This is a genomic window from Blautia sp. BIOML-A1, from assembly GCF_009883055.1.
In the GTDB taxonomy this organism is placed as follows: domain Bacteria; phylum Bacillota; class Clostridia; order Lachnospirales; family Lachnospiraceae; genus Blautia_A.
In genome coordinates this window covers 112,353-125,905 of sequence record NZ_WWVR01000004.1, presented here as the reverse complement: position 1 = coordinate 125,905, position 13,553 = coordinate 112,353, and the positions used below count along the sequence as shown (strand labels likewise).

The 13,553-nt window shown below is 45.5% G+C and carries 12 protein-coding genes and 1 tRNA gene; 2 read left to right on the top strand and 11 right to left on the bottom strand.

The window, feature by feature from the left end; genetic code table 11:
• The first annotated feature begins 212 nt into the window (after positions 1-212).
• The gene (locus GT674_RS03730; RefSeq protein ID WP_161284488.1) at positions 213-1,001 is read left to right on the top strand and encodes a hypothetical protein; all 789 of its coding nucleotides are present in this window, start codon (positions 213-215) and stop codon (positions 999-1,001) included.
• A gap of 19 nt (positions 1,002-1,020) precedes the next feature.
• Here GT674_RS03730 and GT674_RS03725 read toward each other — a convergent pair.
• The 4 genes from GT674_RS03725 to GT674_RS03710 form a co-directional block, all read right to left on the bottom strand.
• Positions 1,021-1,100: transfer RNA gene (locus GT674_RS03725), tRNA-Leu, on the bottom strand.
• A 56-nt stretch (positions 1,101-1,156) separates the two neighbouring features.
• A complete protein-coding gene (locus tag GT674_RS03720) occupies positions 1,157-2,449 on the bottom strand; it encodes a diaminopimelate decarboxylase family protein (protein ID WP_161284487.1) in 1,293 nt (430 codons plus the stop codon).
• Between the two features lie 50 nt (positions 2,450-2,499).
• Positions 2,500-3,378 (bottom strand): rhomboid family intramembrane serine protease, encoded by an 879-nt coding sequence (locus GT674_RS03715; RefSeq protein ID WP_161284486.1) that lies wholly within the window; start codon positions 3,376-3,378, stop codon positions 2,500-2,502.
• A gap of 43 nt (positions 3,379-3,421) precedes the next feature.
• On the bottom strand, positions 3,422-4,363 hold the full coding sequence (locus GT674_RS03710) for a magnesium transporter CorA family protein (RefSeq protein WP_173902803.1): 942 nt from the start codon (positions 4,361-4,363) through the stop codon (positions 3,422-3,424).
• 304 nt (positions 4,364-4,667) lie between these two features.
• Between GT674_RS03710 and aroC the strand changes: the two genes are divergently transcribed.
• On the top strand, positions 4,668-5,762 hold the full coding sequence (gene aroC / locus GT674_RS03705; RefSeq protein WP_161284484.1) for a chorismate synthase: 1,095 nt from the start codon (positions 4,668-4,670) through the stop codon (positions 5,760-5,762).
• 78 nt (positions 5,763-5,840) lie between these two features.
• Here aroC and GT674_RS03700 read toward each other — a convergent pair whose 3' ends face one another.
• The 7 genes from GT674_RS03700 to hemA form a co-directional block, all read right to left on the bottom strand.
• A complete protein-coding gene (locus GT674_RS03700; protein WP_161284483.1) occupies positions 5,841-6,953 on the bottom strand; it encodes a lactonase family protein in 1,113 nt (370 codons plus the stop codon).
• A gap of 179 nt (positions 6,954-7,132) precedes the next feature.
• The gene (gene hemL / locus GT674_RS03695) at positions 7,133-8,410 is read right to left on the bottom strand and encodes a glutamate-1-semialdehyde 2,1-aminomutase (RefSeq protein WP_161284482.1); all 1,278 of its coding nucleotides are present in this window, start codon (positions 8,408-8,410) and stop codon (positions 7,133-7,135) included.
• The gene (gene hemB, locus GT674_RS03690) at positions 8,410-9,393 is read right to left on the bottom strand and encodes a porphobilinogen synthase (protein ID WP_161284481.1); all 984 of its coding nucleotides are present in this window, start codon (positions 9,391-9,393) and stop codon (positions 8,410-8,412) included. The genes hemL and hemB overlap by 1 nt, the downstream gene beginning before the upstream one ends.
• A gap of 34 nt (positions 9,394-9,427) precedes the next feature.
• Positions 9,428-10,951, bottom strand: a complete 1,524-nt coding sequence (cobA, locus tag GT674_RS03685) for a uroporphyrinogen-III C-methyltransferase (protein ID WP_161284480.1) — start codon at positions 10,949-10,951, stop codon at positions 9,428-9,430.
• Positions 10,948-11,859: a hydroxymethylbilane synthase gene (hemC, locus tag GT674_RS03680; protein WP_161284479.1), complete on the bottom strand. Its 912-nt coding sequence runs from the start codon at positions 11,857-11,859 to the stop codon at positions 10,948-10,950. Before hemC ends, cobA begins: the two co-directional genes overlap by 4 nt.
• Positions 11,849-12,322, bottom strand: a complete 474-nt coding sequence (locus tag GT674_RS03675) for a precorrin-2 dehydrogenase/sirohydrochlorin ferrochelatase family protein (protein ID WP_161284478.1) — start codon at positions 12,320-12,322, stop codon at positions 11,849-11,851. The genes hemC and GT674_RS03675 overlap by 11 nt, the downstream gene beginning before the upstream one ends.
• Positions 12,312-13,541, bottom strand: coding sequence for a glutamyl-tRNA reductase (gene hemA, locus GT674_RS03670; protein WP_161284477.1), 1,230 nt, complete (start codon positions 13,539-13,541; stop codon positions 12,312-12,314). The genes GT674_RS03675 and hemA overlap by 11 nt, the downstream gene beginning before the upstream one ends.
• Positions 13,542-13,553: the final 12 nt, after the last annotated feature.

Sequence of the window (13,553 nt, the reverse complement as noted above, 5' to 3'; positions counted from 1 at the left end):
GCTGCATAACACATATGCCCTATGATATTGGAATATTCCTGACTGATCTTTATGGATGTTTTATGTGACAGCAGCATTTCCATTCTCCTTCTGATTGATAGTTTTTATTATGTTTATATCATAGCACAAAATGCTCTTGTTTTTCAACGCATATCTGACCTACTTTCTTTTGAAAACAAATACAAGAATCAGGAGATATAAGAAATCAATTTTTGTTGTTATATTTTTTGTGCAGATATGCACAATCCTGCGCTTTCATCTCGGTAATTGAATTGCCGAGGATTCCCGCTTATTATCCTAAACCCGACGGAACTATTGGCAAAAGAAAAATTCGGAAGTCTTTCACTTGTGATGATCCAACCAAGAGAGGAAAACGTATCTGTGAACAGATGGCTGCTGAATGGGCCGCAAGTAAGGAGCAAAGCTCAACTACTGCCGGAGCTCTTAAATTCGGAGAAGCACTTGAAGATTATATTTCCTCGCGGGAAAATATTCTTTCTCCCTGCACAATCAGAGATTACAGGGGAATTCAGCGAAATTACATTCCATCCCTTATGGATATAAAGATTGACGACATCATTCAAGATGATATTCAAAAAGCAATTAACCTTGAAGCCGTCAAATTATCCCCTAAAACCGTTCGTAACATACATGGTCTAATATCTGCTGTACTACGGGTATACAGACCGTCTATGGCACTAAATACAGCCTTACCAAAGAAGAAACGCGTTGAGCTGTATATTCCTTCTGACGCAGAGGTAAAGATTCTTATGAACGCAGTACAGGGAACTGAATTGGAAATTCCAGTGCTTCTGTTGGGAATTCCAGATGTTTATATCATGCAACGCGGCGGTTGGGGAAATGATGGAACACTTAAAGCAGTTTACAGACATGCTCTATCAGACAAAGCACAGGAAATGAACAAACTCGCAAATGAGCATTTCGAAGATTTGTTGTCAGATGGTTCTCACGAAAGTTCTCACAAAAGAAAAAAGCCTTGAAAACTCAAGGCTTTTAAAGTGCCGCTGGCCGGACTCGAACCGGCACGGTTTCCCGCTTGATTTTGAGTCAAGTGCGTCTGCCAATTCCGCCACAGCGGCACATGAACCGAAAATTATATTATCATAATTTCCGGTTCTTAGCAAGTGTTTTTTAATTATTTGTACAATTTATCTTCGTCCTGCAAAAGCTTCTCATAAATCGGGAAGCTGTCGAAGGTCGCAAAATAATCTCTTGGGGTCTCTGCTCTTCGGATCATCTCAAAGCTACCGTCCTCATGCAGAAGAATCTCTGCTGATTTAAGTTTACCATTGTAGTTGTAGCCCATAGCAAATCCATGTGCTCCTGTGTCATGGATCACAAGCAGATCTCCCATCTCAATCTCCGGAAGATAGCGGTCAATTGCAAATTTATCGTTATTTTCACAAAGAGATCCTGTAATATCATAAAGATGATCACACGGCTTGTCTTCTTTACCCATGACAGTGATGTGATGATAAGCACCATACATAGCCGGCCGCATCAGGTTTACCGCACACGCATCTACCCCTACGTATTCTTTGTGTGTATGTTTTTCGTGGATTGCCTTTGTTACCAGGCAGCCATATGGTCCCATCATAAATCGTCCAAGCTCTGTGTAGATGGCAACATCACCCATTCCTGCCGGAACAAGAACTTCCTCATATACCTTGCGGACTCCTTCTCCGATCACACGGATATCATTCGGAGTCTGATCCGGTCTGTATGGAATACCAATTCCTCCAGAAAGATTAATAAATGCAACCTTTGCCCCTGTCTCTTTCTGAAGCTTCACTGCCAGTTCAAACATTACCTTCGCAAGCATCGGATAATATTCATTTGTGACAGTATTGCTTGCCAGGAATGCATGAATACCAAACTTCTCTGCTCCTTTGGATTTGAGGATACGGAAGGCTTCAAAAATCTGCTCTGTTGTCATTCCGTATTTTGCATCCCCGGGATTGTCCATAATATCATTGCTGATCTTGAACACACCACCCGGATTATAACGGCAGCTGATGGTTTTTGGAATTTTTCCCACTGCACGCTCTACCGCCTCGATATGTGTGATGTCGTCAAGATTGATGATTCCACCGATCTCATCTGCATAGCGGAATTCCTCTTCCGGAGTATCGTTGGAAGAGAACATGATATCGCCTTTTTTACAGCCGATTGCCTTGGAAAGCATCAGTTCTGTCATGGAAGAACAGTCACAGCCGCAGCCATACTCCTGAAGAATCTGAATCAGATACGGATTCGGGGTTGCTTTTACGGCAAAAAATTCTTTAAATCCTTTGTTCCATGCGAATGCCTCCTTTAAGGCCTTTGCATTTTCGCGGATTCCCTTTTCATCGTAGAGATGAAATGGTGTCGGATACTGTGCTGAAATTTCTTTCAGCTTGTCTAAGGTTACAAACGGCTTTTTTTTCATAATGTATCTCTCCTCGTTTGGTTTATTTCTTCCTGTTCACAGCCATACATTCACTTTACATGCTCATGTGTAAACAGATGATCCTGACAATATTCATAATTTCCATTGCATTTGGAACAGAATCTGAATTCCAGATTCGGATCGTCCTGCTCTGTTCTGCCGCAGATCGCACACTTATGTTTGGTGATCCCGCCTGTCGCCGGATTGACCCTGCTCTGTGCCACTGCCTTCTTGAACTCTCTCCTTCTGTGCACCTCTTTCGGATTATAACGATGCATATTTCTTGTGCTGAAGAAAAACAGCACAAAGTTCAGAAGTGAGGCAACGATCGGCACTGCCATCACCCAGAGTCCGGCTCTTATATAAGTGATCATATTATAAAGAACGATCACTCCGTAAACAATCGCCATCCACTTCATCTTGATCGGAATCACAAACCACAGAAGGATCTGCATGTCCGGACATGACATCGCATAGGCGAGGAATACAGACAGACTGACATAATAAGTCGTAAACACTCCACCGCCGATTGCATAGCTCATTCCTCCGATCACAACATAACCACCTGTTATGAAATAAGTCAGAAAAGCTGCAATCAGTACAAAGAACAGTCCTGAAAAAATATACAATGTATATCGGAAAGTTCCCCAGGTACGTTCCAGTGAAGTTCCTATCGGATAATAAAAAAACAAAATAGAAATTACAAACAGCAGGAAATTCCCTGTGCTGGGCGGGTAGATCACCCATGTCACCAGTCTCCATATCTGTCCATGGAGGATTTTGGCCACATCAAGACTCATCATTGCCATCAGGCTCGGGTTCAGATAAGTCAGAAAATATCCCACCACATAACAGATGATGATATACATCGTCAGATTCTGAATCCCGAATCGTCCAAACTTACGTTCCAGTTTATCAATCCAATTCATAAAATCACTTTCTCCTTTTCGGTCAGTATACTACTTGGAAAGACTAAAAATATTTCTTTTTTGCCAGAAAGATCGCTGCTACGATACTTGCCGCGATCGAGATCACGATTACAATCAGAAATCCCCATGATGTCTTGGAAAATGGCATGCCGACAGCACTTAAGTTCATTCCGTAAGCACTGAATATGATCGTCGGGATACTCATAACGATCGTGATCACAGACAGGATCTTCATTACATCATTCAGGTTATTGGAAATAACTGATGCAAACGCATCCATCATGTTGGCAAGGATACCGCTGTAGATATTTGCCATCTCGATCGCCTGCGTGTTCTCAATAATAACATCCTCAAGAAGTTCCGTATCTTCCGGGTATTTCTTGATGCTTTCGATCTTGATCAGTTTCTCCAGAACCGCCTCATTGGAACGCAGAGATGTCGTAAAGTAAACCAGTGATTTCTCCAGTTCCAGAAGCTCGATCAGCTCCTTGTTTCGCGGTGAAAAATGGAGTTTCTCCTCCACCTGTTCACTCTTTTTGTCAATGATACGCAGATAACGAAGATACATGCTTGCATTTCGATACAAAATCTGCAGGATAAAACGTGTCTTCATATAAGTAAAAAAATTGCGGACACGCCCCTCCATAAACCTTGTCAGTACCTGTGTATCTTCCAGGCAGATCGTAAAGATCATCTTGTCCGTGACAATGATACCAAGCGGAATAGTACCATACCAGTCCTTATCATTACGCTCCTCTATCATCGGGACATCTACCAGGATCAGTGTATAAGTATCCTCGACTTCGATACGGGAACGTTCTTCCTCATCCAAAGGAGCTCGCAGATCGTCGACCTCTATCTGGAACTGTTCTGATATTTCAAAAATCTCTGTTGCTGTAGGATTGGTCAATGCAATCCAGCAGCCGTCCTGTGGTTCCTGAATCTCATGAATGGCTCCATCTGATGTTCGAAACATTCTAACCACGATTCCACTCCCCTTCCACTCATATTACACATGTCCCAGAGTTCCATGTGTCTGTACAGCCGTTTTCTTCCTGTTCCCCTTTACTCTTTCTCAGTTACCGGCTCCGAACCGCTGCACAGCTTACATTATAAATTGTGCATGGTTCTTTGTCAATTCCAACAGTTTTGATTTACCCAAAATTAACATGCTCCTCTAAAACCTCATGTTTTTTGTTGTTTTTCGAGCATTACCATGCTAAAATAGACTCATTCTGTACATTATGCGTATATTCACACTCTAATTTTCAGGAAGGAATCAGATTCAGATGAATAAATCAAGCTTTGGAAATCACTTTACTGTCACGACCTGGGGCGAATCTCACGGCAAAGCTCTTGGAGCTGTCATAGACGGATGCCCGGCCGGTCTTTCTCTTAATGAAGAAGATATCCAGAAATTTCTCGACCGGCGTAAACCCGGGCAGAGTCGTTATACAACTGCCCGCAAGGAAGGGGATCTGGTAGAAATCCTCTCCGGAGTTTTTGAGGGAAAAACCACCGGAACTCCGATCTCGCTCATGGTACGCAACACAGACCAGCGTTCCAGGGATTATGGAAATCTTGCTTACTCCTACCGCCCGGGTCATGCCGACTTTACCTTTGATGCCAAATATGGCTTCCGTGATTACCGTGGAGGCGGCCGTTCCTCTGGGCGTGAAACCATCGGCCGCGTGGCAGCAGGTGCAATCGCATCCAGGATTCTTGAAACTCTTGGCATTTCGTTCTGCACTTACACCAAATCCATCGGTCCTGTAGAGATCACGGATTTTGACGCAGAAGAAATCACGAGAAATGCCTTTTATATGCCGGATGCCAGTGCAGCCTCTGCTGCCGGAGCCTATCTGGAGGAATGCATGAAGAATCAGGACAGTGCCGGCGGTATCATCGAATGCCGGATCAAAAACGTTCCTGCCGGTCTCGGAAATCCTGTTTTTGAGAAGCTCGATGCGGTTCTTGCACAGGCAGTTATGTCCATAGGTGCTGTAAAGGCGGTTGAGATCGGTGATGGTTTTCAGGTTTCCAGGATGAAGGGATCCGAGGACAATGACGGTTTCCACACAGAAAACGGACAGATCACGAAAACCAGCAACCACGCCGGAGGCATTATGGGCGGCATAAGTGATGGAAGCGAGATCGTTCTCCGTGCTGCGGTCAAACCAACCCCTTCCATCAGCCAGCCTCAGAATACTGTAACAAAGGACGGAAGCGAATTATCCCTGGAAATCCACGGCCGCCACGATCCTGTTATCGTGCCAAGAGCCGTTGTGGTCGTTGAATCCATGTGTGCTCTGGCGATCACAGATGCGCTCTTCTCCAATATGACCTCCCGAATGGATTCCATCCAGAAATTTTATCAGAAATAATTTTTTTTCTCAATGAAATAAAACGAAATCCCCTGTCAGCAGTCATACGACAGCCGGCAGGGGATTTCATTTTATTTTTTATTCAAATTCTTCTTGCTCTTCAGACTGATCTCCCTCTGGTGCTACCTCATCCGGTACCGGCCAGATATGAATGGAGTTTGGAGTTTCAATATGATGGGGTTTATCATTCATCACGATGATATTCTTGTCATAATCTACTGTAAATGTTGTAACAGTATTGCTTGCATGGTTTGCAACAGCAATGTGCTTATTGTCCGGGAAAATCACAAGATCCTTCGGATAGTCACCGCTAATCGGAAGAGTGAATTTCTTATCAAGAAGTCCTGTCTCTGTGTCAATCTCATACATGGAAACCGTATTCTCACCTGCGGTTGTGCAGAACAGATGCCTTCCATCCGGTGCAAGTGCAAGACCAGATGCTGCATTATGGAATGCATCCTCATCCTTCTCTTTCGTAAGTGTGCTGATACTCTGAAGCAGTTCGAACTCAGGAGTATGACCACTTCCGTCATAGCTGTAAACCTTAATCTCATTACTCAGCTCGAACAGGATATAGGCGAATCTGCCATCAGCACTGAAACGAATGATCCTTGGGCCGCTCTCTCTCGGACAGCGAAGAATATCAACCAGTTCCAGCTTATGCTGTCTCTTATTGATACGATAGAGTTTAACCTGATCGATTCCGTTATCAACTGCACACAGGTATTTATTGTCCGGTGTAGGACGCACACAGTTTACATGTGGGCGGAAGTTACGCTCTGCAACGCTTCCAAGTCCCTTGTGGTAAACGCCATCCATAATACGTCCAAGGCTTCCGTCGCGGCGTGTATGTACAACTGTCACCTTACCATCATGATATCCTGCCACATACAGATATTTACCATCTACATCTGTTGCCAGGAAGCAGCCTCGCATACCGTCAATGCTGACTCTGTTGATGCGGGTCAGATCTCCGTTCTCATCACGTCTGAACACTGCCACACCTTCGTCCTCGATCGAATACAAAAACTTGCCATTCTTAGAGATTGCTGTATGAGATGCATTGCTGACCTGTACTTCGCTTCGTTCTCTCAGTGTTCCCTTCTCAACATCTACATCATAAACCTGAATACCTTTACTGTTGCCGTGGGTATATGTTCCCACATAGGCTACGTATTTCTTGTTCCCCATGATATTGCCTCCTAAAATCGCGCGTTGTTTTGTTACTGTTTTTCCGTTCGCAGTAACCTGTCTGTCCATGCAGAACTAACACTCTGCATGAACTCAAGTGCCCTTATTATACCACAAAGCATGTATAAGAACAAGTTTCCATTCAGGAGGAAATGTATTTTATCCTATACTTGATGTATTTATTTTACAAAAAATGCCCTTACTTTATCCAGCGTTTCTTCCAGGACAGCATCCGTATGTGCCACAGAAAGGAACATTGCCTCAAACTGTGACGGTGCAAGATGGATTCCGTTTTTGAGCATATACAGAAAATACTCTGAGAATGCCCTGGTATCAGAAGTTTTGGCAGATGCATAATCTTTGACTTCTTCTGTTGCAAAGAAAATACTTCCAAGAGAAGAAACATGGTTTATCTGATACGGACTGTTTGTTTCTTTCAGGATTTCTTCGATACCTCCATATAATTTCTGTCCTTTAACCTCCAGGTCTTTGTAAATTTCCTGATGCTCATAGAGGTATTTAAGCTGAGTCAGTCCTGCTGCCATAGCAATCGGATTTCCACTTAAGGTACCTGCCTGGTATACAGGGCCTGCCGGAGAAACCATCTCCATGATCTCTTTTCTTCCACCATAAGCACCGACCGGCATTCCGGCTCCGATGATCTTACCATAGGTCACCATGTCCGGTCTTACTCCGAAATATTCTGCTGCTCCGCCAAATGCAAGACGGAAACCTGTGATTACCTCATCAAAAATCAGAAGTGCGCCATACTGATCACACAGAGTACGAAGCCCCTCAAGGAATCCTTTCTTCGGCGGAACCACACCCATATTTGCACCGACCGGTTCCACGATCACCGCTGCAACCTGCTCCGGTGCCTCTTCAAGAAGAGCTCTGACACTGTCAAGATCATTGTAAACAGCTGTCATGGTATCCCTAGTACATCCCTTCGGAACTCCTGCACTGTCCGGAACACCGCTTGTCATCACACCAGAACCTGCACTTACCAGAAGCGCATCGCTGTGTCCGTGATAGCATCCTGCAAATTTGATGATCTTATCTCTTCCTGTGAATCCTCTTGCAGTACGGATTGCACTCATAACTGCCTCCGTACCGGAATTGACCATACGCACCATTTCAACATGAGGGATGCGCTCACAGATAAATTCCGCCATTTCAACTTCTATCTCTGTTGCACAGCCAAAGCTGAGCCCCTTCTCACAGGCCTTCAGAACGCTCTCACGTACAGCCGGGAAGTTATGTCCAAGAATCATCGGTCCCCAGGAATCTATGTAATCGATATATTTATTGCCATCAACATCATAAATATAACATCCATCTGCACGCTCAATAAAACGAGGTGCCTCACCGATGGCTCCATATGCTCTTACCGGACTGTTTACACCGCCCGGAATTCTTTTGACCGCTCTCGCAAATAAAGATTCAGATTTCGTCATTATCCAATTCTCCCTTCATCAATAAAACGTGCCAATTCTTTTGCATAGTAGGTCAGATAGATAGAAACTCCTGCACGATAAGCACTTGCTGCCATCTCACAGACAATCTTGTCTTCATCGATCCAGCCCATCTTGGCTGCCGCTTTGACCATCGCATATTCACCGCTGACACTGTAAGCTGCAATCGGGACATTGGTTGCCTTATACACTTCTGAAACCATGTCAAGATAGGACATTGCCGGTTTGATCATGATGATGTCTGCACCTTCCTCAATATCTGTCAGTGCTTCCTTCATTCCCTCTCTCCGGTTATGATAATCCATCTGATAGCTCTTGCGGTCTCCAAAAGACGGTGCAGAGCCTGCCGCATCACGGAACGGTCCGTAAAAAGCGGATGCATATTTCACTGCATAGGACATGATCGGTGCTTCCTTATGTCCTGCTCTATCCAGACATTCACGGATCGCACGAACACGTCCGTCCATCATATCAGATGGTGCTACCATATCGGCACCTGCCTCTACATGGGAGAGAGCTGTTTTGGCAAGCAGCTCCAGAGTTGCATCGTTCTCAACTTCATGTCCACAGAGAACACCGCAGTGTCCATGAGAAGTGTACTCACACATGCATACATCTGTAATATAATAGAGATCCGGAAACTGTTTTCTGGCTTCACGAAGAGCTCTCTGCACGATACCATTCTCATCGTAGGCTCCGCTTCCGACCTCGTCCTTATGATCCGGGATTCCAAACAGCATGATACTGCTGACGCCGGCTTTTGTCAGACGTTCCAGTTCATATGGAAGACGGTCCACACTGTATCGAAACTGTCCTTCCATGGACGGAATTTCTTCCTCAATATTCTGTCCATCCTTAACAAAAAGAGGATAGATCAGAGAAGATTTATCAATTCTTGTCTCCCTTACCATTTTTCGCAGAGTTTCACTGCCACGCAGTCTTCTTGGTCTTTGAATCAGATCCATTATTGTCACTCCTATCTGTAACTGTTCCGTACACTCAGTCTGTGGAAGAATCAGTTACGTTTGTTTTTATTTTTTCAACAAGTGTCGTCAAATCATCGATCGTAGCCTTTGCAGCCATATATGTCTTCATTCCATAGCTGTCTGCCGCTGCTTTTGTCTGCTTGCCGATACATGCTGCTGTCACATGTGAATAATCAGAAAGTCCTGTACTTTCCACAAAGCCTTTTACCGTAGATGCACTGGTAAATACCACACAGTCGATTCCGCCCACTTTTATTTCTGCTGCCACATCAATCAGAGGATTTTTCTCATAGACGGTATCATAGGTCGGAATATCATCCACCTGTGCTCCACGTTCCATGAGAATCTTAACCAGATTCGCATTTCCCTTTGAGGCACGCGGGATCAGGATGTTTTCGCCACCGTCAAGCCCCTGTGCCAGAGCTTCTCCCAGAGAATCTCCATCGTAAACCTCCGGAATCAGATCTGCCAGAATTCCTCTCTGCTCCAGTGTTTTGGCTGTTCCCTGTCCAATCGCAGCCACTTTAAGAGAAGAAAGGCAGCGGATGTCCTTTTTCTCTGCAAACATTTCCTCAAAGAAAACCTCTGCACCTGTCGGACTTGTGAATACCAGCCACTGATACTGCTCTATCTTTTCAAGTGCCTGATGCAATCTGCTCTGATCTTCCAGCGGAACTGTCCGGATGGACGGAAGCTCCAGTACCTCCGCTCCCTTTCTTCGGAGTTCGTCCGCCGTGCGAGAACTTCTTCCCTTTGGCCGTGTCACAAGAATCTTCCAGCCCGCGAGCGGAAGTCTTTCATACCAGCCAAACTCCTCAGAAAGCTGGCATACCCTGCCAACCACGATGATTGCCGGAGTCTCGATTCCCTGTCGTTCCACCTCTTCCTTAAGCGTCGCAACGGTCGCAACCACCCGCTTCTGGTCGGAGGTCGTTCCCTTCTGAAGCACAGCCGCCGGCATCTTTGGATCCATTCCTGCATCCAGAAGTCCCTGACAGATATCGTTCAGTGCTGCGATTCCCATCAGAAACACCAGAGTACCCCTGGTATTGACAAGTGCCTGGAAATCAATATCATATTCTCGTCCTGCTCTTCTATGTCCTGTAATGATATGGACAGAAGAACAGAAATCTCTGTGCGTCACCGGAATGCCGTTGTACGCCGGCACAGCGCTTGAGGAAGTCACTCCCGGGACCACTTCATAAGGAATCCCATTCGCAGTCAGAAGCTCCAGTTCCTCTCCGCCTCTTCCAAACAGAAACGGGTCTCCGCCTTTGAGCCTTACTACCCGATATCCCTTCTGTGCTTCCTCAAGAAGCACCTGATTGATCTGTTCCTGTTTCATGGTATGCCTGTCTGCACGCTTTCCCACATTGATGAGTCTTGCAGAAGAAGGTACCTTTGCAAGCACACCCTGTCCCACCAGACTGTCATAGACAACAACATCCGCCTGGGAGAGGATTTCCATTCCCTTCAGTGTAAAAAGACCGATATCTCCCGGTCCTGCTCCTACAAGCCATACTTTTCCCTGTTTCATTCTGCCTCACCTTTATCCTGCTTTGTTCTGTCGGATTCTTTCATTTGTTCTGCAAGTGTAATTCCCAGTTCCTCTGCATCCTTCCTGTTTCCAAGGATACTGTCCTTAAACCAGTTTCCTGTTTCTTCATTATAATAGAGCCCACGGAGAAACAGCATCTCTCCTTCAACCGTTCCAAAGGCAGCTACCGGAGAAGAACAGCCGCCATTCAGGCAACGTACAAAGGCTCTCTCCGCACATCCTGCACTCCACGCATCCGCATCACAGTAACCATCCAGGAATGCATAGTCCACACCGGTCCGTCCCTGCACTGCCAGAATTCCCTGACCTGCTGCCGGAAGCATTTCTTCTTCTGTAAAATACCGGCTGATCCTCTCTTCCAGTCCGAGACGTTTCAGCCCTGCTGCTGCCAGGATTAGTCCTGAATACTGTCCTTCATCCAGTTTACGAAGTCTTGTCTGAAGGTTTCCCCTTATGCTCTTTATCTCCATATCCGGATACAATTCCCGAAGCTGAAGGGTTCTTCTGAGGCTGGAACAGCCAAGAGGTTTGGATCTGTCCAGTTCTGTCACCCCCTTTGGAAGCACCAGTACATCTCTCGGATCCTCTCTTTTTGAAAAAGCCAGAAGCGGGAGTTCTGCCGGAACTTCCATCGGCATATCCTTCAGACTGTGTACGGAAAGCTCCGTTCTTCCATCAAGAAGAGCATGATCAAGTTCTTTTACAAAAAGGCCCTTGCCGCCGACTTTGTCCAGTGTACGGTCAAGAATCTTATCCCCTGTTGTCTTCATGGTCAGAATTTCTACCTCAAGTTCCGGATCATGGTTTTTTATGTAATCCCGGACCATCTCGCTCTGCAGTACCGCGAGCTTGCTTTCTCTGCTTCCGATCGTAATCTTATTCTTCATTATCAGATGCCTCCATTGCCTCCTGAATTGCCACACGGACTTTCCTTGCTTTTTTGTGATTCAGTCCGCTTGCTGTAATTCCCACAACAACCTCGTCCTGCATATAAATTCCCGGGAAATAAAAATCACATTTACTCTTGTCATCTGCAACGTTGACATAGATTCCCTCTTCCTTACAGACACGGTAGATCTCATCATTCAGTTTCCAGTCATTTGTCGCAGCGATCACCATAAACGCCATAGTAAAATCAGAACGCTTCACCGGTCTGTTGATCAGATTTACAAAACCCGCCTTGCCAAGTTCATGGAGCTCCATCGTTGTCTTTGGAGCTACTGCTGTAATGTTTCTGGTAAACTGCAGCAGAGTCTTGATCCTTCTGGTTGCTATATTTCCACCGCCTACTACTACAATCTTTTTATCTGACAGATCTACAAACATTGGAAAAAAACGCTTATTCTTCATATAATTTCTCCAGTCCTGCCACGCACTCCAGAAAAGTATCCTGATTCAGACTGTCCCGGAGTCCAAAAATAAGTTTATTGACTACCTTGCCTGCTGCAGTATCTACTGCATTTAAGAGATTTGTACGGTCAGAATCCTCCATCGGTGTGTTCTTAAGAATCTTGTGGATACGAAGGTTCAGATCCTGCACCGCTTCCTCTCTGATCTCCTGGATCCTCGGGATTACATCCCTGCCATCCAGCCACTGAAAAAATTCATCCATCTGTTCTCTGACGATCTCACCGGCCTTTGTGATGCTTTCCATAGATTCCGGTGAAATCCTTTCTGTGCGGAAACTGTCCATATCATACAGTGTAATTCCCTCTTCCTTCGCAAGTGCCGGTTCAATATCTCTCGGCACAGCAAGATCCAGAAGAAGCAGTGGTTTCGTCAGGGTAATATCCTGAAAAAGTTCCCTGCGCAGCGTATAATTCGGACTGGCTGTCGCACTGACTACCACATCACATTTCGGCAGAAATCCCATACGCTCGCCATAATGGATCCGGCTGCACCCGATCGGAATGCTCACCATACCGCTTCTGTACTGACGGACTGTCACTGTGACATTTGCTCCGGCATCCCGAAGTGTCTGTGCCGCAACCTTGCCCATTTCTCCGTTCCCGATAACCATGCAGGTTTTTCCATGCATGTCATATCCCTGTTCTCTCAAAGTACTGACCGCCTGATGGATCACAGATGGATTTCCATGTGCCATCGGTGCCTCTGTCTTGATCCTCTTCCCTGCTGTTACTGCCATACGGAAAAGAACTTCCAAAACGCCGTCTGTCGTAAAGTGCTCTCTCGCCAGATTGAGGGCATCCTTGATCTGCGTAAGGATCTGGTCTTCGCCAAGAATCTGAGACTTCAGACCTCCTGCCAGATAAAAAAGATGCTCGACTGCTTCTTTATCCTGTCTTGAGATAAAATATTCTTCGTAAGAAGGATCCTGTATATTCTTGAGTTCGCAAAGACACCGGTACAGTGAAAACTCCTGATCATCCTCATGACTCGCCCAGATTTCCAGACGGTTACAGGTAGATAAAATAATGCAGCCATGAATGCCTGCTCTCTCTTTCAGTTGTTCCATTGCTTCTCCGGCATTTTTCTTTGTAAATGCAAACAGGGCACGGACGTCTACCGGTGCTCTGTCGTGATCTATCCCTATCATGGATATTGTCATGATATATTACTC

Coding starts and splice junctions, on each gene's coding strand:
- GT674_RS03720 (WP_161284487.1), bottom strand. CDS start 2,449: ATGAAAAAAAAGCCGTTTGTAACCTTAGACAAGCTGAAAGAAATTTCA.
- GT674_RS03675 (WP_161284478.1), bottom strand. CDS start 12,322: ATGAAGAATAAGCGTTTTTTTCCAATGTTTGTAGATCTGTCAGATAAA.
- hemL (WP_161284482.1), bottom strand. CDS start 8,410: ATGACGAAATCTGAATCTTTATTTGCGAGAGCGGTCAAAAGAATTCCG.
- hemA (WP_161284477.1), bottom strand. CDS start 13,541: ATGACAATATCCATGATAGGGATAGATCACGACAGAGCACCGGTAGAC.
- cobA (WP_161284480.1), bottom strand. CDS start 10,951: ATGAAACAGGGAAAAGTATGGCTTGTAGGAGCAGGACCGGGAGATATC.
- aroC (WP_161284484.1), top strand. CDS start 4,668: ATGAATAAATCAAGCTTTGGAAATCACTTTACTGTCACGACCTGGGGC.
- hemB (WP_161284481.1), bottom strand. CDS start 9,393: ATGGATCTGATTCAAAGACCAAGAAGACTGCGTGGCAGTGAAACTCTG.
- GT674_RS03700 (WP_161284483.1), bottom strand. CDS start 6,953: ATGGGGAACAAGAAATACGTAGCCTATGTGGGAACATATACCCACGGC.
- GT674_RS03715 (WP_161284486.1), bottom strand. CDS start 3,378: ATGAATTGGATTGATAAACTGGAACGTAAGTTTGGACGATTCGGGATT.
- hemC (WP_161284479.1), bottom strand. CDS start 11,859: ATGAAGAATAAGATTACGATCGGAAGCAGAGAAAGCAAGCTCGCGGTA.